At 44.8% G+C, this 21,548-nt stretch carries 23 protein-coding genes and 6 tRNA genes; 24 read left to right on the forward strand and 5 right to left on the reverse strand.

Going from position 1 to position 21,548, the window contains the following annotated elements; all coding sequences use genetic code 11:
• Positions 1-95 precede the first annotated feature (95 nt).
• The gene (ispG, locus tag AB1K91_RS14235; RefSeq protein WP_413090695.1) at positions 96-1,205 is read right to left on the reverse strand and encodes a flavodoxin-dependent (E)-4-hydroxy-3-methylbut-2-enyl-diphosphate synthase; all 1,110 of its coding nucleotides are present in this window, start codon (positions 1,203-1,205) and stop codon (positions 96-98) included.
• 116 nt (positions 1,206-1,321) lie between these two features.
• On the reverse strand, positions 1,322-1,666 hold the full coding sequence (locus AB1K91_RS14240) for a type IV pilus assembly protein FimV (protein WP_413090696.1): 345 nt from the start codon (positions 1,664-1,666) through the stop codon (positions 1,322-1,324).
• Between the two features lie 122 nt (positions 1,667-1,788).
• Here AB1K91_RS14240 and AB1K91_RS14245 point away from each other — a divergent pair, with 122 nt between their 5' ends.
• The 17 genes from AB1K91_RS14245 to phoU all read left to right on the forward strand — a co-directional run bounded on the left by AB1K91_RS14245 (position 1,789) and on the right by phoU (position 14,540).
• Positions 1,789-2,424 carry an NfeD family protein gene (locus AB1K91_RS14245; protein WP_413090698.1) on the forward strand — a complete coding sequence of 212 codons (636 nt, stop codon included), beginning with the start codon at positions 1,789-1,791 and terminating at the stop codon, positions 2,422-2,424.
• A 111-nt stretch (positions 2,425-2,535) separates the two neighbouring features.
• Positions 2,536-4,158 (forward strand): Na/Pi cotransporter family protein, encoded by a 1,623-nt coding sequence (locus tag AB1K91_RS14250; protein WP_413090700.1) that lies wholly within the window; start codon positions 2,536-2,538, stop codon positions 4,156-4,158.
• A 186-nt stretch (positions 4,159-4,344) separates the two neighbouring features.
• Positions 4,345-4,419, forward strand: a tRNA-Asn gene (locus AB1K91_RS14255).
• Position 4,420: 1 nt separating this feature from the next.
• Positions 4,421-4,497: transfer RNA gene (locus AB1K91_RS14260), tRNA-Met, on the forward strand.
• A gap of 18 nt (positions 4,498-4,515) precedes the next feature.
• Positions 4,516-4,588 (forward strand) — tRNA-His (locus tag AB1K91_RS14265).
• A gap of 14 nt (positions 4,589-4,602) precedes the next feature.
• Positions 4,603-4,679 (forward strand) — tRNA-Ile (locus tag AB1K91_RS14270).
• 24 nt (positions 4,680-4,703) lie between these two features.
• Positions 4,704-4,796: transfer RNA gene (locus tag AB1K91_RS14275), tRNA-Ser, on the forward strand.
• A 6-nt stretch (positions 4,797-4,802) separates the two neighbouring features.
• Positions 4,803-4,875, forward strand: a tRNA-Phe gene (locus AB1K91_RS14280).
• 174 nt (positions 4,876-5,049) lie between these two features.
• Positions 5,050-5,661: a superoxide dismutase gene (locus tag AB1K91_RS14285; RefSeq protein ID WP_411214272.1), complete on the forward strand. Its 612-nt coding sequence runs from the start codon at positions 5,050-5,052 to the stop codon at positions 5,659-5,661.
• 104 nt (positions 5,662-5,765) lie between these two features.
• Positions 5,766-7,028 (forward strand): MFS transporter, encoded by a 1,263-nt coding sequence (locus AB1K91_RS14290; RefSeq protein WP_093727838.1) that lies wholly within the window; start codon positions 5,766-5,768, stop codon positions 7,026-7,028.
• 70 nt (positions 7,029-7,098) lie between these two features.
• Positions 7,099-9,165: a peptidoglycan D,D-transpeptidase FtsI family protein gene (locus AB1K91_RS14295; RefSeq protein ID WP_413090701.1), complete on the forward strand. Its 2,067-nt coding sequence runs from the start codon at positions 7,099-7,101 to the stop codon at positions 9,163-9,165.
• Positions 9,166-9,340: 175 nt separating this feature from the next.
• Complete coding sequence (locus AB1K91_RS14300; protein ID WP_413090703.1) at positions 9,341-10,267, forward strand: phosphate ABC transporter substrate-binding protein PstS family protein; 927 nt, start codon at positions 9,341-9,343, stop codon at positions 10,265-10,267.
• 136 nt (positions 10,268-10,403) lie between these two features.
• Positions 10,404-11,330 (forward strand): phosphate ABC transporter permease subunit PstC, encoded by a 927-nt coding sequence (gene pstC / locus AB1K91_RS14305; RefSeq protein ID WP_093727841.1) that lies wholly within the window; start codon positions 10,404-10,406, stop codon positions 11,328-11,330.
• On the forward strand, positions 11,330-12,217 hold the full coding sequence (pstA, locus tag AB1K91_RS14310; protein ID WP_413090705.1) for a phosphate ABC transporter permease PstA: 888 nt from the start codon (positions 11,330-11,332) through the stop codon (positions 12,215-12,217). The genes pstC and pstA overlap by 1 nt, the downstream gene beginning before the upstream one ends.
• A 44-nt stretch (positions 12,218-12,261) precedes the next feature.
• Positions 12,262-13,071, forward strand: coding sequence for a phosphate ABC transporter ATP-binding protein PstB (gene pstB, locus AB1K91_RS14315; protein WP_413090907.1), 810 nt, complete (start codon positions 12,262-12,264; stop codon positions 13,069-13,071).
• 14 nt (positions 13,072-13,085) lie between these two features.
• Entirely contained in the window at positions 13,086-13,859 is a 774-nt protein-coding gene (gene pstB, locus AB1K91_RS14320; protein ID WP_413090706.1) for a phosphate ABC transporter ATP-binding protein PstB, read from the forward strand.
• A gap of 21 nt (positions 13,860-13,880) precedes the next feature.
• Positions 13,881-14,540: a phosphate signaling complex protein PhoU gene (gene phoU / locus AB1K91_RS14325; RefSeq protein WP_093727844.1), complete on the forward strand. Its 660-nt coding sequence runs from the start codon at positions 13,881-13,883 to the stop codon at positions 14,538-14,540.
• A gap of 26 nt (positions 14,541-14,566) precedes the next feature.
• On the opposite strand, the gene AB1K91_RS14330 is transcribed toward phoU, so the two are convergent.
• Both AB1K91_RS14330 and AB1K91_RS14335 read right to left on the reverse strand, forming a co-directional pair.
• Positions 14,567-15,031 carry an endolytic transglycosylase MltG gene (locus AB1K91_RS14330; RefSeq protein WP_413090709.1) on the reverse strand — a complete coding sequence of 155 codons (465 nt, stop codon included), beginning with the start codon at positions 15,029-15,031 and terminating at the stop codon, positions 14,567-14,569.
• A complete protein-coding gene (locus tag AB1K91_RS14335; protein WP_413090711.1) occupies positions 15,028-15,378 on the reverse strand; it encodes a hypothetical protein in 351 nt (116 codons plus the stop codon). The genes AB1K91_RS14330 and AB1K91_RS14335 overlap by 4 nt, the downstream gene beginning before the upstream one ends.
• 206 nt (positions 15,379-15,584) lie before the next feature.
• Between AB1K91_RS14335 and rpmG the strand changes: the two genes are divergently transcribed.
• The 4 genes from rpmG to AB1K91_RS14355 all read left to right on the forward strand — a co-directional run bounded on the left by rpmG (position 15,585) and on the right by AB1K91_RS14355 (position 18,197).
• The gene (rpmG, locus tag AB1K91_RS14340) at positions 15,585-15,734 is read left to right on the forward strand and encodes a 50S ribosomal protein L33 (RefSeq protein WP_038561326.1); all 150 of its coding nucleotides are present in this window, start codon (positions 15,585-15,587) and stop codon (positions 15,732-15,734) included.
• Between the two features lie 66 nt (positions 15,735-15,800).
• A complete protein-coding gene (locus AB1K91_RS14345) occupies positions 15,801-16,358 on the forward strand; it encodes a 5-formyltetrahydrofolate cyclo-ligase (protein WP_413090713.1) in 558 nt (185 codons plus the stop codon).
• Between the two features lie 63 nt (positions 16,359-16,421).
• Positions 16,422-16,610, forward strand: coding sequence for a hypothetical protein (locus tag AB1K91_RS14350; RefSeq protein WP_413090715.1), 189 nt, complete (start codon positions 16,422-16,424; stop codon positions 16,608-16,610).
• A 54-nt stretch (positions 16,611-16,664) separates the two neighbouring features.
• Entirely contained in the window at positions 16,665-18,197 is a 1,533-nt protein-coding gene (locus AB1K91_RS14355; protein WP_413090717.1) for a rhomboid family intramembrane serine protease, read from the forward strand.
• On the opposite strand, the gene AB1K91_RS14360 is transcribed toward AB1K91_RS14355, so the two are convergent.
• A complete protein-coding gene (locus tag AB1K91_RS14360; protein ID WP_413090719.1) occupies positions 18,191-19,018 on the reverse strand; it encodes a hypothetical protein in 828 nt (275 codons plus the stop codon). The genes AB1K91_RS14355 and AB1K91_RS14360 overlap by 7 nt on opposite strands.
• Positions 19,019-19,080: 62 nt before the next feature.
• Between AB1K91_RS14360 and AB1K91_RS14365 the strand changes: the two genes are divergently transcribed.
• The 3 genes from AB1K91_RS14365 to AB1K91_RS14375 all read left to right on the forward strand — a co-directional run bounded on the left by AB1K91_RS14365 (position 19,081) and on the right by AB1K91_RS14375 (position 21,467).
• Positions 19,081-20,136, forward strand: coding sequence for a M42 family metallopeptidase (locus tag AB1K91_RS14365; RefSeq protein WP_413090721.1), 1,056 nt, complete (start codon positions 19,081-19,083; stop codon positions 20,134-20,136).
• 139 nt (positions 20,137-20,275) lie between these two features.
• Positions 20,276-20,497, forward strand: a complete 222-nt coding sequence (locus AB1K91_RS14370; protein WP_093728469.1) for a YqgQ family protein — start codon at positions 20,276-20,278, stop codon at positions 20,495-20,497.
• Entirely contained in the window at positions 20,490-21,467 is a 978-nt protein-coding gene (locus tag AB1K91_RS14375) for an ROK family glucokinase (protein ID WP_413090722.1), read from the forward strand. Before AB1K91_RS14370 ends, AB1K91_RS14375 begins: the two co-directional genes overlap by 8 nt.
• Positions 21,468-21,548: the final 81 nt, after the last annotated feature.

Consider the following 21,548-nt stretch of genomic DNA (forward strand, 5'->3'; position numbering starts at 1 on the left):
CCAATCACCGATACAATATCGGCAATTGGCTGTTTGAAGGTGTTTTGATCCCTGTCTCAAAAACGGGGGTCAGTCCCAGATGGAGTCAGCTTTTTTTATACTTTAGCTGCTTCTTTTTCTTTTGCTTGTTTGGCAAAGTATTCTTCGGCAAGCTTATCGATTTCGATTTTTAATTCATCGACCATCGTTTCTTCAGGTACCTTCCGGATGATCTCACCGTGGCGGAACAGCAAACCTTCTCCGCGGGCACCAGCGATACCGATATCTGCTTCACGCGCTTCACCGGGACCGTTAACCGCACATCCAAGCACAGCGACCTTGATAGGTGCCTTGATCGTGCTGATGTACTCCTCGACTTCATTGGCAATGCTGATCAGGTCAATTTCGATACGTCCACATGTAGGACAGGAAATTAACGTAGCTGCGTTGGAAGACAAGTTGAAGATCTTGAGAAGTTCACGTGCTACTTTTACTTCTTCTACCGGATCCGCACTTAAGGAAATACGCATTGTGCTTCCGATTCCTTTGCTTAGGATGGCACCCAGACCGGCAGCACTCTTCACCGTACCAGCAAACAGTGTTCCTGACTCGGTGATACCAAGGTGAAGCGGATAAGGAATTACTTCTGCTGCTTTTTCATATGCTTCGATAGCCAAGGATACATCGGATGCTTTCAGGGATACGATGATATCATGGAAATCAAGTTCTTCCAAAATCTTGATATGATGCAATGCGCTCTCTACCATGCCATCTGCAGTAGGATAGCCGTATTTTTCAAGGATATGACGCTCCAATGAACCGGCGTTTACACCGATACGGATCGGAATGCCCTTTGCTTTGGCTGCGTTCACGACAGCCTCAACCTTTTCCCGTTTACCAATGTTACCAGGGTTGATGCGGATCTTGTCCGCTCCGCCTTCGATTGCTTTCAAAGCCAATTTATAGTTGAAATGTATATCGACAACTAACGGAATGTTTATACGCTTCTTGATTTCAGGAATCGCCTCAGCAGCGCGCTGGTCCGGACATGCAACCCGCACGACCTGGCAGCCTGCTTCCTCAAGACGCAGGATCTCCGCAACGGTAGCTTCCACGTCATGTGTCTTTGTCGTCGTCATGGACTGAATGACAACTTCGTTTTTACCGCCGATCGTAATGTCCCCAACTTTGACCTGACGGGTATCTTGTCTGTGTATTAATGCCATTTATATATCGCTCCTTTGATTATCGCGAGGAAAACAGGGATATATCCTTATATTTTCCCATTATAATGCTAATCCTGCTAAATTAGAAGTAACTAAGCTCAAGTTTAATAAAATCTTCATTTAGGATAATGGGGAAAATAGTAAGCGGATCCTGCATCGAGTGCATATGGATCCTTTCCCGGATTCAGTTCCTCGAAATCCCGGATCACCTGTTCCATCGTAACGCGCAAGTCGTTATTGTTCAACTCATTTGCAATAGAAAGTAGTGTGTCCCCTTGTTTTACCTGCAACAAAACTGGTTGAAACATCTCCTCGGTCAGTTCTTGCTTTTCATCGGTCACTTGTTCCTCTTTTTTTGTTTCGGCTGGTGCAGCAGGTATCGGGCTTCCGATCGTCAGATCCTTCCATATACTCATGAACAAAGCACAGCAAAATAGAAAAACTCCGATCCGTTTCCACATAGACGTTCCCCCGATCCTTGGACTTTTATGATTAGTATTAGGCAGAGGAAGGAAAATACCTTTATAGTGAAACAAAAAGCCGCTTAGTTCGTATAAAGGAAGTAGAAGAAAGGAGTATGCATATGTTGGATTACAATTGGATCCCAGTCTTCATGACGGGTTTAGGGACAATGTTCCTTATCGGGGAAATCCTTGTCAAAGCCAGAGGCGTCTTTTTCTTACTAGGGGCAGGATTCATCAGTACATTCTTTATCAGTTATCTAGAGCCCTCGGCTATCTGGTATATGCTCCCGCTTTATTTCATCGGCATGCTTTTGATTGTCATTGACGGGAAATTGCTGAATGACGGGACGCTCAGCATAATTGGTCTATTGACGATGCTGCTTACTGTCGGGTTCACTGCGCCGAATTGGACAGCTGGTATTTATGCGATTATAGGAGTGATTGTCGGAGCAGTTGGATCCTTGATTTTCCTAAAGGCATTTCCAAAAAGGGATATGTGGGGCAAGATAGCCTTGCTCGATACACTAAGTTCCGAAAAGGGATATAATTCCATGAATGAGACATACGCTGCCCTTGTTGGACAAGAGGGAGAAGCGGTAACCCCAATGCGTCCGTCAGGGACTGTCCGTGTGGATGGACGTGAATTGAGTGCCATCACCGATGGGAAGTGGCTGGATCGGGGAAGCCGGATCAAAGTGACAAATGTAAGCGGAGCGCGAATCATGGTAGAGAAAATCGAAGAAAACATAAAATAAAACAAAATTCCTGATAAAATAATTGTAAATTTCTATACAAGACCTTTACAAGCCTCCCGACAAAATCAATAATTGAGACAGTGAACACAGAGAAGGGAAGGAAGGCTTGCATTGTCTAATTGGGAATTTATCATCTTTGAGTTTATCGGAGGTTTAGGCCTGTTCCTCTTTTCCATCCGGTATTTAGGGGATGGATTGCAGCGGGCATATGGCAAACAGCTGCAGCTTGCCATGCATCGCTTCACAGTTCATCCGCTAATCGGTGTATTGTCGGGTCTTATCGTAACAGTTCTTATTCAAAGCAGCACCGCAACAAGTATACTCGTTGTCGGACTGGTCAATGCTGGTTATCTATCTTTAAGGCAGGCTGTTTCCGTCATTATGGGAGCGAATATCGGAACGACATTGACTGCTTTCTTTATCGGGATCAACCTGATCCAATTTGGACTGCCCATCATGGCATTGGGAGCATTCCTGATTTATTTCTTCGTTAACCAGCGGACGCAGCAAATCGGAAAGGTTTTATTCGGAGCTGGCGGTATTTTTTATGGGCTTACCCTGATAGGGGAAGGGCTGCATCCCATTCTGGATATGGAGGCCTTTCAGTCTTTGGCGGCGAGTATGCACAGCAACCCGATAGCTGGTGTTGCAATCGGGACTTTCACAACGATTGTTGTGCAAAGCAGCGGTGCGACAGTAGCCATCTTACAAGAACTTTATGCACAGAATGGCATTGATCTTACGGGGGCCATGCCAGTTTTGCTTGGTGACAATCTAGGCACGACTTTGACGGCGTTGCTTGCGGCAATCGGTGCGACAGTGCAGGCGAAGCGGGCAGCGCTCAGCCATGTCATGTTCAATGCGATTGGTGCTGTCGCTTTCCTATTGATCTTGCCATTATTTGTAGATGTGGTTGCATGGATACAGCACGCGTTCGAGCTGAATGATAAGCTGACGATTGCCAGCGCACACGGCTTTTACAATGTAGCCAACACATTACTGGTGCTGCCGTTTCTTGGTGCGTTTGTCTGGATAATTACAAAAATAATCCCAGGCGATGAAGAGAAGCCGATGGCATTGACGAACCATCTCGATCCGCTATTTATCCAGCAATCTCCGGTCCTTGCATTGGAACAAGCAAAGCTGGAAGTTCTCCATATGGGACGGTTGGCGGTGGATGGATTGGAACAAGCCAGTACATATGCGAATAATCATGAAAGACAATTTGCCGATTTGGCGATGCAGCTGGAGAAGGAAGTAAATCGCAAGGACCGGGAAATCACCGAATATTTATCGAAAATCTCAATTAACACGCTATCTGAGGAAGAAAGTGCGATGCATGCTGCTCTCCTGGATGCCATTAGGGATATCGAGCGCATCGGTGATCATTTCGAGAACATCGTCGAGTTTATCGATTTCCAAATATCGAGCAATATCAAACTGACGAAAGAAGCACAGCAGGAATTGAATAGTATGTTCGATTTGACGATCATGACAGTGAAACAGGCTATAGAAACTTTGGACAAACAGGATCGTGAAACAGCTCTTGCAGTACTGCAAAAAGAAGATAAAATCGACAAGATGGAACGAACTTATCGCAAGTCGCATCTTATCCGGATGAATGAAGGGAAATGTACCGGTTCTGCAGGAATTGTTTTCGTCGATATCATCAGTAACTTGGAGCGTGTGGGCGATCACGCGAAGAATATTGTCCAGCTTATATTGGAGGAATAGACAGGAGATATCTTCTGTCTATTATTTTTTCCTTGCCAAAAAGTCGAAAGTCATGCTATAGTATTCCTGTCAGTTAACAGGAACAAAAAAACATAATAAAAAATTATGTTAAATCGATTGACAAGTTATTGAATACATGATAAATTATATATCGTCGCTAATACATAACTTACTTATTTGAAACATTCCACAGTAGCTCAGTGGTAGAGCTATCGGCTGTTAACCGATCGGTCGCAGGTTCGAATCCTGCCTGTGGAGCCATGGCGGTGTAGCTCAGCTGGCTAGAGCGTACGGTTCATACCCGTGAGGTCGGGGGTTCGATCCCCTCCGCCGCTACCATTATAATTTTTAGCCATGGCGGTTGTGGCGAAGTGGTTAACGCACCGGATTGTGGCTCCGGCATTCGTGGGTTCGATCCCCATCAATCGCCCTTTAAACATAACCGGACCCTTAGCTCAGTTGGTTAGAGCTATCGGCTCATAACCGATCGGTCGCAGGTTCGAGTCCTGCAGGGTCCACCATTTGAAAAAACATATGTACAACGCGGAGGAATACCCAAGTTTGGCTGAAGGGATCGGTCTTGAAAACCGACAGGGGCTTAACGGCTCGCGGGGGTTCGAATCCCTCTTCCTCCGCCATAACATGGCTCGGTAGCTCAGTCGGTAGAGCAACGGACTGAAAATCCGTGTGTCGGCGGTTCGATTCCGTCCCGAGCCACTCCGAAAACAGCTATTCTTCTAGAATAGCTGTTTTTTTATGTTTCAAAAGCAGAAGGGCGGACAGAATATACAAAGGCTCAAAGCAAAATGCTTGCCGTTTCAGACAAGCTTTGGTACGCTTTACGAAAAGGTAACCACCTTTGAATTACATATCACTTAAGGAGGAATAATCATGGCTAAATTTGAACTACCAGAATTGCCTTACGCATACGACGCACTTGAGCCTCATATCGATAAGGAAACAATGAACATCCACCACACAAAACATCACAACACATATGTGACGAAGCTAAACGACGCAATCGCAGGGAAAGCTGACTTGGAAGGCAAATCCTTGGAAGAGCTTGTTGCAGGTGTAAACGAACTTCCTTCTGACGTACAGACAGCTGTACGCAACAATGGCGGAGGTCATTACAACCACAGCCTATTCTGGAAGCTTCTTTCTCCAAACGGCGGCGGTGAGCCAACTGGTGAAGTGGCTAGTGCCATTGCCAACAAATACGGTACACTAGATAAATTCAAAGAAGAATTCGCAGCAGCTGCTGCTGGCCGTTTCGGTTCTGGCTGGGCTTGGCTTATCGTAGAGAACGGTGAAGTCGATATCGTTTCTACACCTAACCAAGACAACCCTGTTATGGAGGGCAAGACACCAATTCTTGGCCTTGACGTTTGGGAGCACGCGTACTACTTGAAATACCAAAACAAACGTCCGGATTACATCAGTGCTTTCTGGAACGTTGTTAATTGGGATGAAGTAGAGCGTCTTTACAGGGAAGCAAAATAAGACAGTAGATAGTATAAGGACATCAGCTTTCAGCTGATGTCTTTTTTTGTGCATATCTCTTTTTCGAAAGCGGATACTAAGTAGCAGTAAAAGGAGGCGGCATCATGAAGCCGAACTTATTTACCGCGGATTCTGCCAAGAAAGAGCTGCATATGCTGCTTTTGATCGGGGCGCTTTACTCCCTTGGTATCTTTCTGTCGAATACGTTTGTCAATATTTACTTATGGAAACAAACGAATGATTTGATTAATATCGCCATGTATAATTTGGCGATCTACATCGCCCAAACCATTCTTTTCACGTTATCTGGTGGCTGGGCCAAACGGATCGATCGGGTAATCATACTCCGGATAGGGGTATTCTTCCTGAGTCTGTTTTTCCTGCTCGTCCTTTTTACAGGTGAGAAAGCAGCTTCTTACAATTTGCTTCTGGGCGGAGTCCTCGGAGTGGGCTATGGTATGTACTGGCTGGCATATTCCGTGCTGACTTTTGAAGTAACGGAACCTGAGACGCGTGACTTTTTCAACGGTGTATCGGGGCTGCTGCAATCCCTGACTGGTATGATCGGTCCATTCGTAGCCGGGTACATCATCACAAGGATGAATAATTCCCATGGTTATACATTGATCTTTGCAGTTTCATTCTTTCTTTTCCTGATGGCTGTCATCTGTACAGCCGGAATCAAAAGAAGGGCAGCAGAAGGAAAATTCGGCTTGATGCAGCCGTGGAAGGAAATGAGACATAATGCAGCGTGGAAAAATACGATGTTGGCACATGTGTTTCAAGGTGTGCGTGAAGGTATCTATACCTTCATCATTTCTGTCTGGGTCTTCATCGTCACCAATAGTGAGCTTTCACTCGGAACATTCAATCTTGTCTATTCTGCATTTTCGTTTATCTTCTATTATATAGCAACCCGTTACATCAAAAGCCGGCAACGGAAAATGGCCATCTTCCTTAGCGGAGTGGCACTTTCCCTTAGTGTGCTGCTTCTGCTTTTCGAGCTCAACTTTTCTACTTTGCTGATTTATGCAGCAATCATCGGTGTTTTTTATCCGATACTTTACGTGCCATATCTGTCCCTCTCCTATGATGTAATCGGTAAAGCGAGGGATGCTGCAAATCTTCGGGTGGAATACATCGTCCTAACCGACGCAGCGACGAATATAGGAAGGATTATATCTGTTGCGGCATTGCTCATAGGGATTTGGATTTGGTCAGATGCATCGATTCCGTATTTGATGTTCATTCTTGGTACTGGTCCATTTTTCATTTACTTCTTCACCCGTCATATCACGAGCTTTGCACCAGCAGCTTCCGTGAAGAAGCTTCCCAAGAACGAAATTGCAGGAGATGACAATCGCTGACAAGTATATAGTAGAAGCAGACGGTGGTTGATGATATAATGGGTCCAGTATGTAAGAATGGGGGAACATTATGTCTAAAAAAAGGAAGAAGAAGCGTGCACTGCTTCCTTTCCGTCTCAATGTTTTGTTTGCGATTGTTTTCCTGTTGTTCTCTGCCTTGGTTCTGCAGCTTGGCGTTGTGCAGATCATTAATGGGGAAGAACACCAGGCGGTATTGAAAGAGACGACAAATGATATCGCTGAGATTTCTGTTCCGCGCGGTATGATATACGATAGTGAAGGGAATGTGATCGTCGGGAATGAACCGGTATATTCGATCACGTACACGCCCCCTAAGAATGGAGACTCTGCCGATAAACGGCTGGAGATCGCTACCAAACTCGCTGATATCATCAAGATGGACGATAAAGCTATTGATAAAATCACCGAGAGGGAGTACAAAGAATACTGGTATCTTTTGAATGCTAAAGAGGCAGACAGCCGAATAACTGCTTCTGAAAGAGAGTCATTAGATGATACTGAAGTGTATGACACTACACTCGAGCGGATTACAGAAGATGATTACAAAGAGCTTGAAAATGACGATAAAGCAAAACAGATCATTGCCATCAAGCGAGAGCTGGATAGTGCGACCGAGCTTGTTCCGCATGTGATCAAGAACAAGAACGTAACCGAAGAGGAGTATGCGACAATAGCCGAAAACATGGGCGAGTTGTCGGGTATCAACGTCGCAACCGACTGGGAACGATATTATCCGTATGACGGTTCCCTGCAGGGCATACTTGGCGGGATTAAAACAGGTATACCTGAGGGAGAAGAGGATTATTATAAATCCCGTAACTATCAGTTGAATGACCGGATCGGAACAAGCGGCCTGGAGAAGGAATATGAGAGCCTCCTGAAAGGTGATAAAAAACGTGTCCGCTACGTGACGGATAATAATAATAATATTGTGTCACAGGAAGTGATTTCTGAAGGGTCACGCGGACAGGATCTGCAGCTTTCCATTAATATGGACTTCCAGAAAGAGCTCGATAAAATCGTAAGGGAAGAATTGAAAGGTGCTATAAACAAGCATCCTGGTGCTAACCGTTACCTTGAAGATGCAATGGCCGTCATGCTCAATCCGAACACTGGTGAAATTTACGCCGCCAGCGGACAGCATTATGACAGGGAAAACAATAAGTATGAATCTGCCGATATGAATACTGTTTTCACTGCTGCCGCAGTTGGATCAACTGTCAAGGGGGCGACATTGCTTGCTGGGTATCAGGAAGGTGTCGTTAATATGGGACAGACATTTTATGATACACCGATGAAGATTGCAGGTACCCCACTGAAAAGCTCTTGGAAAAGTATGGGTACAATCAATGATCTTCAGGCACTCCAAATGTCTTCCAACGTGTATATGTTCAATGTGGCATTAAGGCTTGGAGGAGAATACAACTACAAATATAATCAAAGTGTTTCATTTGATCATGATGCCTTCAGGAAGCTGAGGAATTATTATAATCAAGTGGGGCTTGGAGTTGAAACAGGTGTGGACCTGCCTTCGGAATCCACTGGATATGTAGGTACTACAGGTCAGGCCGGTAACCTGCTTGACTTCTCCATCGGGCAGTTTGATACCTATACCACTATGCAGTTAGCGCAGTATATATCCACCATTGCAAATGGAGGTTACCGGATCAAACCGCATTTCGTCAGCGAGATACATGAACCTTCCAATGAAAAGGATAAGCTTGGTCCGCTTGCTGAAACGAAGTCACCGGAAGTATTGAATAAGATCACCGCAACCGATGAACAGATCAACCGTGTAAAACAAGGCTTTGAAATGGTGTTCCAGACACAAAAAGGTACTGCATACAGCCATTTGAGTGCCAAAGCGAAGACATATAACATTGCTGGTAAAACTGGAACAGCCCAGACTCAAATCGGAGAAACAAAACTCGAAAATTGGACATTGATCGGCTATGCCGATGACGAGAATCCGGATATCGCATTCGCCATCATGGTACCTAACCTTGGCATCATCAGCGGCGGATCACAATATCCAATCACGTATAACATCGCCAATCGAGCGCTCGAGTACTATTACGAACATACAGCACCTGACGATGAAGATAAATCTGAATAACAGTATTACCCAAAGAACCACTCCGAAATACGGGGTGGTTCTTCTTTTTTCAACAAATTAATACGTTAATTTACACAACCTTTACATTCTGTTTATTTTTCCTTAATGATGACAAGCTAATATTGTACTTGTAAGGCAAAGGAACTAATAGAATCACGTAGGGGGAAAATCAAACATGAAGAAGATGAAACTATCTGTATTGCTTGCAATGTTCGCACTAGTTATCGGTGTACTTGCAGCATGTGGCGGTAACGCTGGCGGCGAAGAAACAGAAGGAAACACAAGCGGAAACAGCAACAGCGGCGGCGGAGAAGCTTCCGAAACTTCCATCGTTGTGGCAGGTTCCAGTGCGATGCAGCCTCTAGTAGCAGCAGCAGCTGAACAGTACAAAGGCGATAACGCTGATGCAGACATTCAGGTTCAAGCAGGTGGTTCAGGAGCTGGACTAAGCCAAGTTCAGGAAGGTTCGATCGCCATCGGTAACTCCGATGTGTTCGCTGAAGAGAAAGAAGGCATCGATGCAGAGGCTCTTGTTGATCACAAAGTTGCAGTTGTCGGTATGACAGCGGCAATCAACCCGAATGCAGGTGTAGATGATCTGACAAAACAGCAGCTAATCGATATCTTCACGGGTAAAGTGACTAACTGGTCTGAAGTAGGCGGGAATGACCAGGAAATCACACTTGTTAACCGTCCTGACTCTTCCGGTACTCGTGCTACATTCGTCAAGTACGCTCTTGATGGCGAAACACCAGCCGAAGGCATCACTGAGGACTCCTCCAATACTGTTAAGCAGATTGTTGCAGATACAGACGGAGCAATCGGTTACCTTGCCCTTTCCTACTTCGATGATGATACAGTAGTGAAAGCTAAAATCGACGGTGTTGAAGCTACAAATGAAACAATCGGATCTGGCGAATTCCCAATCTGGGCTTATCAGCACTCTTACACAAACGGAGAACCTGAAGGTCTTGCAAAAGAATTCCTTGATTACATGATGAGCGACGAAGTTCAAACTTCCATCGTACCTGAACAAGGTTACGTTCCAATGACTGACATGCAAGTTGAACGCGACGCTGAAGGCAACATCACTAAAAAATAATACGTAATACCACAGGGTAGATGCGGTGTTTCACTGCATTTACCTTACTGTGGTTATAAAATAGCTATTACAGACAGCGGGATGCCTTATTTGTAAAGGTATTCCTTTCCGCTGTTTTCAAGAGGAGTTGTATAAGTTGGCAAAAGCATCAGTAACCCCTTCAGCCGAAGAAAGGCTGATCCTAACGAAGAAAAATCGACGGTGGGACGAAGTGCGCGGGCGTTCCCTTGTAACGATCTGTGCAATAATCATGATCGTAGCAACTATTGCAGTTACCATCTTCCTTGCACAAAAAGGTTTGCAATCATTCACTGTCAATAATATAAATCCAATTGCGTATTTGACGAGCACAAATTGGAATCCAGTCGGAGAAAATGCTTCATTTGGTATTTTTCCATTCATTTTCGGTTCCTTGGCAGTAACTTTTCTATCTGCATTGATTGCAGCCCCTTTAGGAATCGGTGCAGCAATCTTCATGTCTGAGATTGCTCCGAAATTCGGAAAGAAATTTCTGCAGCCAGTTATTGAGCTGTTAGTAGGTATTCCTTCCGTCGTTTATGGTTTCATCGGCCTGGTGGTGCTGGTACCACTTGTGCGTGATAACCTGCCAGGCATCGGTTTTAGTTTGTTCGCAGGTGTCATCGTTCTGACAGTCATGATCCTCCCTACGGTTACGACTATAGCAACAGATGCAATGCGTTCTTTACCGAACAGTCTTCGCCAGGGATCTCTCGCATTAGGTGCGACACGCTGGCAAACAATTCGTAAAGTGTTGATTCCGGCAGCGTTGCCTTCCCTTCTGACAGCTATCGTATTGGGAATGGCGCGTGCTTTCGGGGAAGCATTGGCTGTACAGATGGTTATCGGTAATACACGTGATCTTCCTGGCAGCATTTTTGACACATCCGCAACATTGACTACTATTGTTACGCTGAACATCGGACATACGACTTATGGCAGTATCGAGAACAACACACTTTGGTCTATGGGTCTCATCCTGTTAATCATTTCGTTTGTATTCATCTTCATTGTCCGTTACTTGTCCGGTAGGAGGAAAATCTAATGAACAGCAGAATCACAGATCGTATCGCAACAGGTGTTTTCTACGCAATCGCAGCAATCATGGTTGCTTTGCTGCTTTATCTATTCTATTTCATCTTATCTAATGGATTGCCGCAGGTAACTTGGGATTTCCTAACGTCTCCGTCCAGCTCATATCAGGCTGGCGGCGGTATCCGTGACCAGCTATTCAACTCCTTGTATATCCTGGTGATCACGATGATCATTACAGTTCCGCTTGGAGTATGCGGCGGGATTTATATGGCTGAGTATGCAAAACCGGGCAAAATCACGAACTTTATCCGGACTTGTATCGAGATGCTGGCTTCATTGCCTTCGATCGTAGTCGGTTTATTTGGTCTTTTGATTTTCGTTAACATCACAGGATGGGGTTACACAATCATCGGTGGTGCCTTGGCACTTACGATCTTTAATATCCCAGTCATGGTGCGTGTTACGGAGGATGCTATCCGAAGCGTTCCGAAAGAACAGAAAGAAGCAAGTTTGGCCTTGGGGATTACAAGATGGCACACGATCAAGACCGTTTTGCTTCCATATGCTTTTCCTGGTATTTTGACAGGTGCAATTCTAGCTTCCGGCCGTGTATTTGGTGAGGCGGCAGCACTGCTTTATACTGCTGGGCTTTCCACACCTACTCTTGATTACGGAAACTGGAATCCGTTCTCCGAGAATTCCCCGCTGAACATTTTCCGTCCGGCGGAAACACTTGCGGTCCACATTTGGTCCGTCAATACACAGGGATTGATTCCGGATGTACGGGAAGTAGCCAATGGTGCATCAGCAGTTCTAGTCATTGCTGTACTTTTGTTCAATATCCTCGCTAGATGGTTGGGCAGTGTCATCCACAAGAAATTGACAGCAGGTAAATGATGAAGAGAGGAGCCCATAAAATGAACTATACAGCAGATAGACCAATGGAAACGAAAACGGAAAAGGAGATTGCTCCATCCGAAAGAAAAGCTTCCAAAAGAGAAGTCGTTCTCGATGTGAAGGATCTCAGCATCTTTTATGGTAATAAAGAAGCAGTTAAAAGTGCGAATATGGGAATTGAAAAAAATGCAGTGACAGCACTTATCGGACCGTCCGGCTGTGGTAAATCAACGTTTATCCGTTCCATCAACAGGATGAACGATCTGATCCCTTCCAGCCGAGCGGAAGGAGAAATCATTTATGAGGGAATCAATATCCTTCGTGATGATATCAATGTTGTAGCTTTGCGTTCAGAAATAGGAATGGTATTCCAAAAACCGAATCCATTCCCTAAATCAATTTACAATAATATCACACATGCTTTGAAATATAATGGCCAGAAAAATAAAAAAGTCCTTGATGAAATCGTGGAAGAAAGTCTGCGTAAAGCAGCACTTTGGGATGAGGTGAAAGATCGTTTGCACCAGTCTGCCATGTCGCTTTCCGGCGGACAGCAGCAGCGTCTATGCATCGCCCGCACATTGGCAATGGAACCGCAGATTCTTCTATTGGATGAGCCGGCATCGGCGCTTGACCCGGTATCCAATTCTAAGATTGAGGAACTTATCCTTCAGCTGAAAGAAGATTATTCCATTGTAATCGTGACACATAATATGTCCCAGGCTTCCCGTGTATCGGATAAGACAGCCTTCTTCTTAAATGGGGACATTGTGGAATATGATGATACGAAGAAGATTTTCACTAATCCTTCGGAAGCGAGAACAGAAGAATATATTTCCGGTAGATTCGGGTAGGAGGAACAGCAACCATGCAAGTGGCAGCAGCGAAAGATACAATTTTTAAAATCAATGATCTAAACCTATGGTATGACGACTTTCATGCATTGAAGGATGTTAACCTAGAGGCTTTGAATAATGAGATATTTGCCATTATCGGTCCATCCGGCTGCGGTAAATCCACTTTCATCAAGACGCTGAATTTGATGATCAATATGGAACCAGGTGTTCGCATGACTGGGGAAATCAACTATAAAGAAAAAAACCTGCTCGATTCCAGAGTGGATTTGGTGGATTTACGCCGTAAAGTGGGTATGATATTCCAAAAAGGAAATCCTTTCCCGCAATCCATTTACGATAATATTGTATATGGACCAAAAATTCATGGTATCAAGAAGAAAAGCGAATTGGATGAAATCGTTGAAACAACGTTGAAAGATGTTGCGCTTTGGGATGAAGTGAAGGATCGTCTCAAGACCTCTGCCATGGGGCTTTCTGGCGGGCAGCAGCAGCGTCTTTGCATTGCACGGGCGCTTGCAACGAAACCAGATGTAGTATTGATGGACGAACCGACATCTGCATTGGATCCGATTTCCACTTTGAAAATCGAAGAGCTTATGACAGAACTGAAGAAAAAGTATTGTATCGTGATCGTTACGCACAATATGCAGCAGGCTTCCCGTATTTCTGATAAAACGGCTTTCTTCTTGCATGGCCGTGTTGTAGAGACTGCGGAGACGGGTAAGATATTCTCTAACCCAGAAGATAAGCGGACGGAAGATTATATTAGCGGACGTTTCGGTTAATTACGTATTGGAGGAGAACGTATGGTAGCGAGAGAGCAATTTTCAGCAGATTTGGAATCAATTCAGAAATCCATTATTTCTTTTGCATATGAAGTAGACACAGCTTTAAAGCAAGCTATCGATGCATTATATGAGCGGGACAGCGATCTTGCTTATAAAGTAATTGAAAATGATGAGTTATTAAATGAACGAGACCAGGAGATTAATGAAGCGACCATCCAATTGATTGCTATGCAGCAGCCTGTGGCAACGGATTTGCGCAGGTTGGTTGCTTTCCTTCGAGTATCCTCTGATCTGGAACGTATGGGTGACCATGCGAAAAATATAGCGAAAAGCGTTAACCGACTGAATGTATTGAGTGCTTATGAAATCCCTCCAGCAATCCGGGATATGCAGGAAGTTGTCAGCAAAATGATACACAGTGCTGTCCAGGCTTTTGAAGAGGAGGATGTCAGCAAGGCGAGGAAGCTGGCTGATTTGGACAATGTCGTGGATAGTATGTATGGCGAGTTGTTCCGCGATATGCTGGATGAACGAAAAGCACAATCTGGGAAGCATCAACAGACGATGCAGCTTGTTTTTGTTGGACGCTTCGTCGAACGCGTAGGAGATCATATTACAAATATCGGCGAAAGTATTCTTTATCTTGTGAAAGGTACTGCAGTTGATCTAAATAAATAAGAAGCAGCGGCCGATGCCGCTGCTTCTTATTTTGTCATTAATTCAGCTAATTCGTTATAGTCCATATCAGCATTCACATCATATTTACCAACTTGGAGCGATTCACTAGCTTCCGTAATATCCAAGTAAGTACGGAATGCAGACGCATCCTCGATGATTCCCGCTTTCTCAAGTTTGGATGCTACTTCTTCACTAGTCATGCCGCTTTCAAGTTTCAACGTGAGCGATTTCGGCTTCTGCTCTTGGTCGGTTTCTGCAGGGGCAGCGGTTTGTTTTTGTTTTAGTTCTTCATAATCTTCATTTTTTAAAACATGATAACCGGCGTTTTCCAGCTCTTTTTTCATCTCTTCAGCATCGGGTTTCATTGTTTCGACGGCAGCTTTAGCCGTTTTTTCAGTTTTCGGTGATGCATTCTCCGTATAATGGAGTACAATCATAATTGCACCAGCAAGAAGAAGGGCGGTCGCGAAGCCTTGGATCACTTGTTTCATAGTTGGACTCCTGCTTGTTTGGCAATTCGGTATACATCATTTTCTGGCATATTTGTATGCTGGGCGATCTCTCTGATGGAGTAGCCTTGCTGGTGCAAGCGCAGCACTTGTTGAAAAATAGCCGGCTTTTGTGAATCCTTATTCGGTTTTGGTTCGCGCTGTAGTGATGGAAGGAGTTCTTCTTCGAGAATCTTGACTTTTTTGTTCAACGTATATGTTTCCTGCATGCTGGACAGGGTCAGTTGTTCGATTTGCTGATCCAATTGTTTGAATTTGTCTTGCATGAAAAACGAGAATATCCATAGTATGGTACCAACTGCAAGGAAGGCGATAGCAGCAATTAACATGTTAGTATAAACCTCCTACTTATTGCTATCCTAGTTATACCATATAAGGAAGCTTGCGGATATATTGTTTTCGACAATTTTCATTTTTCTTTTGAAATAGTTATTGATAACGGTTGATTACCTACCATAATTCTGCTATTATTAGATGGTCTGAAGATCGTTATGTTTTCATACACTTTATTTAAGATTGTTGGGAGGGATTATACATGCGTGTAAATATTACTCTCGCCTGCACAGAAACAGGAGATCGTAACTACATTACAACAAAAAACAAGCGTAAACACCCAGAACGCATGGAGCTTAGAAAATATAGCCCACGCTTGAAAAAGTATACGCTGCACCGCGAAACAAAATAAGTTTGACCAAAAAACTCCCCCCTTTTTTCGGTGGGAGTTTTTTTACATAAACAGGGGGGCAGGTGGATGGTGGATAAAGAAAGGCTTCGACAAGCGGCGCTTCAGCTGCTGAGGAAAATGCCGCAGACAGATAAGCTTCAAGTCGAGCGCAAGCTGGCAGAGTTTCTTTTTGCTTCCACCGTTTGGAAGGATGCGTCCAGCATCGGTCTTACGATGGCTCTTTCCCATGAATGGGATACAACAAGGCTGATTCAGCAAGCTTGGCTGGAAGAGAAGAAAGTATGTGTACCGCTTACCACAGAAAACAGGGGAATGCAGTTTTTTTATATCGAAAGTTATGATCAGCTGACAGATGGGGCTTTCCACATTAAAGAACCGATTCCGGAACTTTGTGCAGCTGCTTCGAAGGATTCAATCGATCTTCTTATCGTTCCTGGTCTTTTCTTTACCGAAACGGGTTATCGGCTTGGTTATGGAGGGGGCTATTATGATCGTTATTTAACTGATTTTAAAAATAAGACGTTGTCCTTGGCAAGCAAACAGCAAATCAGGCGGTCACTTCCAATAGCTCCGTTTGATCTACCGGTCGATCATCTTTTGACAGATGATGGTTTTCTGTTTTGACCGAATAGGAGGGTTCTCTTTCGGGTTACACTATGGTTATCCCGTAGGAAAGGAAGGGTGCTGATGTGGAAATCCCTCATCACGACGTTGACACTCGCAGCAAGTGTCGTATTTTTAGTTCGGGAGCGGTACCGGGTGCTGAATGCACTTTTAGCTGTAACGGTCCTTCGCAAAGGGCTGATTCGGCTTTCAATGGGATTTGAGCCCCTGCGTTCCCGGATGCTGCCGATTTTATTCAAACGCTCAGTGTAAACTGAGCGTTTTTCCATGATTTTTTTGATAAACTGTAGGCAGAGGGGGAGAGGTATGACCTACAACGAAGAAACGGCGTATTATAGAATGATCAATCGTCTGCTTGCCGTTCACGGTTTCACATTTATAAGAGCCGATGAAGACTTGCGAGTCGCTTGGCTGGAAAAGAAGCAGGATGGGATAACCCACATCGTGAAGCTTTCACTCAAGACATTCACTTGGGCGAACCATTTGAAACAGGATATTCTGAAGACAGCTAATCAAATCCAAAATATGAATAAAAGCTTATTTCCCAAGAAGACACGGATACATAATGTCTATTTTGGTGAGCAGGAACCGGCTGATGATTGGTCAAAGCTGAAAAAGCCCATGATTATCAAAAGCAGACGACCGATCCCGATGCAACTTTATTATTTGGATCGCTTATCGCACGATGCCCAGATGCAAAAGCTTTTCCGTCATTTGAAGCTGGAGGATACTTTTTCACTGGCATCGGATGACGAACAGGAGCTCGAGATGGAGAAGGGCAGGCTGCGGAGTTTGCTTGTGAAGCAGCAACAGGCCGATCAGGCCGTTTTCGATCGGAAAAAACCACTTCTGGTTTATGTTTTGATCGGGATTTGCTTGGTGATGTTCCTTTTGGAGACATTGCTTGGCGGTTCTACTAATTCCGCAGTGCTTATTGAGCTTGGGGCGAAGTACAATCCGCTCATTTTGTCGGAAAATGAATGGTGGCGCATCGCTTCTTCCATGTTTTTGCATATCGGAGCATTGCATCTTTTGACAAATATGCTGTCATTGTATTATCTCGGAACTTTGACGGAGCAAGTTTTCGGTCATCGACGATTTTTCTTGATTTACCTTTTAGGTGGTGTCGTTGGCGGATTGGCAAGTTTCGCATTCTCCGAAAACCTGAGTGCAGGGGCATCAGGTGCTATTTTTGGGCTGTTTGGTGCTCTGCTTTATTTTGGGATTGTATATCCGAAGCTGTTCTGGCGGACCATCGGGAATGGGTTGATTGTCATTCTGCTTATCAACTTGGTGATCAGTTTCTCTGCGAGCCATGTCATTGATGTGTCCGCTCACTTAGGTGGTTTGGTCGGAGGTTTCGCAGTTTCACTTCTTGTCGGGCTGCCTGGGAAGAAGAATAAACATGCCCGCCTTGGCGGACTTGTTCTGACTGTCATATTGCTGGTTGGACTTATTTGGTACGGTTTATCTGGTCCGGTCAATGAATCGGTTCATCACCTCATACAAGTGGAAGAAGCAGTCGAACACATGGATTATGATGCGATTATCGCGCAAACGACAGCAGCACTGCAAGACACAGATACCCCGTATGAGCCGGCACTATTGTTTTATCGAGGAGCGGCATATTACGATACGGGAGATATCGATAAAAGTATCGGTGATTATGAACGCCTTGTTGAGTTGCAGCCAGATAATGATTCTGCTCATTATTTGCTGGCTGCAGCGTTGCATGCGCGAGGGGATGACGATCAGGCGTTGGAGCATGTTAAAAAGGCGGCTGATCTCGATCCGGATAATCCTGATTACAAACAACTTCAGAAAGAGATCTCTCAGTAATATTGCAGCAGCTCACTATGCTGACCATTTTCATCCTGATAAAGGACACGGAGATGTTTGCCGGATTTATCAAAAAGCAGCAATGGGACGTAAGTGTTCACGGTTCCTTCCTCCACGGCTGGACCGATTGGCACGATGTAATTGCGGTAAAGACCTTCCCAAAGCCGGCTGATGATTTCCTGCCTTTTTTTAGCTTCCGAAAGACCGTTGATTTGGGATAAATCGGCATTCGGGAGAGCTGTGAGCGGTATTTCGGTGTATTGATTGGCTGGGATGGATAACTGTTGTTTGGCTTCCGTCCATATTCGCTGCAGTGTTTTGTTCGTATCTGTTTTTGCGGTGTACCGTGATTGTGTCTCTTTTTCGTTCTTGGGAAACGAAAATAGTTCAAACGTATCGGATGTGTAAGAACGAATGCCGGACAGCTTGAAAGTACTGGTGATTTCGTTATTGTGCAGTTCAGCAAAATGGAAAGAAACGGCATCCAACTGCTTGCTTGGCTGAAGGATATGTGTTTTTTCCTGTTTCAGACTGCGTGCAGGGTGCATCCATTTATTCATCACTCCTACCAATCTGCCGTTTTCAAATAGAAGTCCGACATCCTGGCGTAAATATGCTTCTCTGTCGAGGATGCTTTCGATACGCCAATGGACCCTCCGAAAATCCACCTTTTTCAATGAGGTGGATGTTTCGGTGAAAGTGGCGGTGCCATCAATAGGAAAATGCTGGATCACAGGCTGAGGCTGTTGGGTGCGAATGATAAAGGTGGAACAAAGGATAACGGAAAAAAAGATACATCCGATAAATAACATTTTTCGCATACATTGTCCTCCTCATTGGACAAACTCTCACTTATTGATACTATGTAAGAGACCGATATGTTATGAAAGAAGGGATAGCTTTGCAAAGAATTGATCGTATTGCAGAAACATTGGAAAAGCTTGTACATATACCTAGTCCTTCGGGATATACGGAGCAGGCGATTGATTTTTGCCGCAATTTTGCCGATTCTCTAGGACTTTCCTCCAAGGTGACCAATAAAGGAGGGTTGCTGATCACGGTACCAGGTAAAGATACAGCAAACCATCGTTTGTTGACTGCGCATGTGGATACCTTGGGTGCGATGGTAAAAGAGATAAAGGCGGACGGTACTTTATCCTTGGCCATGGTGGGCGGTTTTCGCTGGAACAGTGTCGAAGGAGAATATTGTACGATACATAGCAAAGACAAAGCATACAGCGGCACAATCTTGATGCACCAGACTTCCGTACATGTTTACCGTGACGCAGGTGAGGCGAAACGGGATGAGAAAAACATCGAAGTACGGATCGATGAACAGACAGTATCACGTGAAGAAACTGAAGCACTCGGCATCCGTGTAGGTGATTTCATATCATTCGACCCGCGCTTTGAACGTACCGATTCCGGATTCATAAAATCAAGGCATTTGGATGATAAAGCCAGTGTTGCCATCCTGCTTGAATTGCTTCGTGAGTTGAAAGAAGACAATTGGATGCTGCCATACACCACGCATGTGTTCATTTCAAATAATGAAGAAATCGGTTACGGCGGAAATTCGAGTATACCACCAGAGGTAGCGGAATATATCGCTGTCGATATGGGAGCGATCGGTGACGGACAAGCAACTACCGAATATGATGTATCCATTTGCGTGAAAGATTCCAGCGGACCTTATCATTATGCGTTAAGGGAGCAGTTGGCTGAGCTCGCACAATCAAACGATTTACAGTATAAGCTCGATATTTACCCATATTACTCATCGGACGCATCCGCTGCGATACGAGCAGGGTATGATATCCGCCATGGCTTGATCGGGCCGGGCATAGCTGCATCCCATGCCTTCGAGCGGACACATGAAAAGGCTCTGACAGCAACTTATGCATTGTTGGAAGCTTATTTCCAAAGCAAAATGTTGTAATTGTAAAGATATGACCTGAAGTCAATTGTCTTCAGGTTATTTTTTTTACAATAAGGCATATTGTTAAGAAGGTGTGAACGTATTCTTAAATCATTTTCAATTTTAGGTGAAGGTTGTTATAATATGTTAGGTGATATGAATGAAAACGGTTTATGATGTAATGCAGCTATTGAAATCGTATGGCATTTTTGTATACATCGGAGACCGCAAGCTCGATTTGAGCATGATGCAAGAAGAGCTGCGGGAGCTGTATGACAATAAACTATTATCTTTAAAGGAATATGGACAAGCGAATGTAATTTTAAAAAAAGAGATAAGTGCTTTATCGGATAGTCGTGAAGGAGCGGGAAACAATGAGTAAGGATGGATTATTGGTCGGTGTCGATATCGGAGGCACGACAATCAAGCTCGCCATCATCGATGATACGAGCGAAATCATAGAAAAATGGGAAATTAAGACAGATAAGTTCGAGCAAGGTTTGCACATACCGAAGCAAATCTGGGCAACGATCCAATCGAAGCTGTCCGAACTCGGCATTGCCAAGGAAAGGATCCAAGGCATTGGTGTAGGGGCTCCGGGTTTCGTTGTCCCGCGAAATGGTGTCATCGCAGAAGCGGTCAATGTCGGCTGGCGGGACTTTCCTCTCTCGGCTGAGCTTGGTGTATTATCTGGTTTACCTGTATTCATCGACAATGATGCTAACCTGGCAGCGTTGGGTGAAGTGTGGAAAGGTGCAGGAGCCCAGCAGGAAAATATCATTGCCATTACATTGGGAACAGGTGTGGGAGCCGGCCTGATTGCTAATGGTCATATCATAAATGGTATCAATGGTACTGCCGGGGAAATCGGCCATGTCACGGTCGAGGAAAATGGTGCACCATGCAATTGCGGGCGCAAAGGATGTTTGGAAACAATCTCTTCTGCTACCGGCATCAGCCGGCTGGCAACCGAGTCTGCTGTTGAGCATCCACAGAGCGGTTTGGGAAAACGCCTTGCCGATAACGGTCAAGTTTCTTCCAAAGATGTTTTTGAGCTCGCTGCCAAAGGGGATGAACATGCCAAAGGGATTGTGGACAGAGCAACCACTGTCTTGGCACATGTTTTATCCAATGCGGCTATCCTTACGAATCCTTCCCGGATCATTATCGGGGGCGGCGTATCAAAAGCAGGGGATGCTTTGATCGGTCCTATCAAGGAAACGTTCAAAAAAGCAGCGCTGCCGCGAACAACCTATGAATGTGAAATCGTGCCGGCACAGCTCGGCAATGATGCAGGTGTCTACGGTGCTGCGTACCTTGTCAAACAGCACTTGGAAGAGGCCGCAAAATAAAGAAAGAAATGCGTGCATGGCAGCAGCGCAAGTTGCTGCCATCTGTTTTACGCTCTGTTCTATAATGAGGAGGATTTTTAC

Source organism: Terribacillus jepli (assembly GCF_047228925.1).
Taxonomy (GTDB): Bacteria; Bacillota; Bacilli; order Bacillales; family Amphibacillaceae; genus Terribacillus.

Coding starts and splice junctions, on each gene's coding strand:
- ispG (WP_413090695.1), bottom strand. CDS start 1,205: ATGGCATTAATACACAGACAAGATACCCGTCAGGTCAAAGTTGGGGAC.
- AB1K91_RS14350 (WP_413090715.1), top strand. CDS start 16,422: ATGTGGAAATCCCTCATCACGACGTTGACACTCGCAGCAAGTGTCGTA.
- pstB (WP_413090907.1), top strand. CDS start 12,262: ATGGAAACGAAAACGGAAAAGGAGATTGCTCCATCCGAAAGAAAAGCT.
- pstB (WP_413090706.1), top strand. CDS start 13,086: ATGCAAGTGGCAGCAGCGAAAGATACAATTTTTAAAATCAATGATCTA.
- AB1K91_RS14360 (WP_413090719.1), bottom strand. CDS start 19,018: ATGCGAAAAATGTTATTTATCGGATGTATCTTTTTTTCCGTTATCCTT.
- AB1K91_RS14295 (WP_413090701.1), top strand. CDS start 7,099: ATGTCTAAAAAAAGGAAGAAGAAGCGTGCACTGCTTCCTTTCCGTCTC.
- phoU (WP_093727844.1), top strand. CDS start 13,881: ATGGTAGCGAGAGAGCAATTTTCAGCAGATTTGGAATCAATTCAGAAA.
- AB1K91_RS14285 (WP_411214272.1), top strand. CDS start 5,050: ATGGCTAAATTTGAACTACCAGAATTGCCTTACGCATACGACGCACTT.
- AB1K91_RS14370 (WP_093728469.1), top strand. CDS start 20,276: ATGAAAACGGTTTATGATGTAATGCAGCTATTGAAATCGTATGGCATT.
- AB1K91_RS14355 (WP_413090717.1), top strand. CDS start 16,665: ATGACCTACAACGAAGAAACGGCGTATTATAGAATGATCAATCGTCTG.
- AB1K91_RS14240 (WP_413090696.1), bottom strand. CDS start 1,666: ATGTGGAAACGGATCGGAGTTTTTCTATTTTGCTGTGCTTTGTTCATG.
- AB1K91_RS14300 (WP_413090703.1), top strand. CDS start 9,341: ATGAAGAAGATGAAACTATCTGTATTGCTTGCAATGTTCGCACTAGTT.
- pstA (WP_413090705.1), top strand. CDS start 11,330: ATGAACAGCAGAATCACAGATCGTATCGCAACAGGTGTTTTCTACGCA.
- AB1K91_RS14330 (WP_413090709.1), bottom strand. CDS start 15,031: ATGAAACAAGTGATCCAAGGCTTCGCGACCGCCCTTCTTCTTGCTGGT.
- AB1K91_RS14245 (WP_413090698.1), top strand. CDS start 1,789: ATGTTGGATTACAATTGGATCCCAGTCTTCATGACGGGTTTAGGGACA.
- rpmG (WP_038561326.1), top strand. CDS start 15,585: ATGCGTGTAAATATTACTCTCGCCTGCACAGAAACAGGAGATCGTAAC.
- AB1K91_RS14290 (WP_093727838.1), top strand. CDS start 5,766: ATGAAGCCGAACTTATTTACCGCGGATTCTGCCAAGAAAGAGCTGCAT.
- AB1K91_RS14365 (WP_413090721.1), top strand. CDS start 19,081: ATGAAAGAAGGGATAGCTTTGCAAAGAATTGATCGTATTGCAGAAACA.
- AB1K91_RS14345 (WP_413090713.1), top strand. CDS start 15,801: ATGGTGGATAAAGAAAGGCTTCGACAAGCGGCGCTTCAGCTGCTGAGG.
- AB1K91_RS14335 (WP_413090711.1), bottom strand. CDS start 15,378: ATGTTAATTGCTGCTATCGCCTTCCTTGCAGTTGGTACCATACTATGG.
- AB1K91_RS14375 (WP_413090722.1), top strand. CDS start 20,490: ATGAGTAAGGATGGATTATTGGTCGGTGTCGATATCGGAGGCACGACA.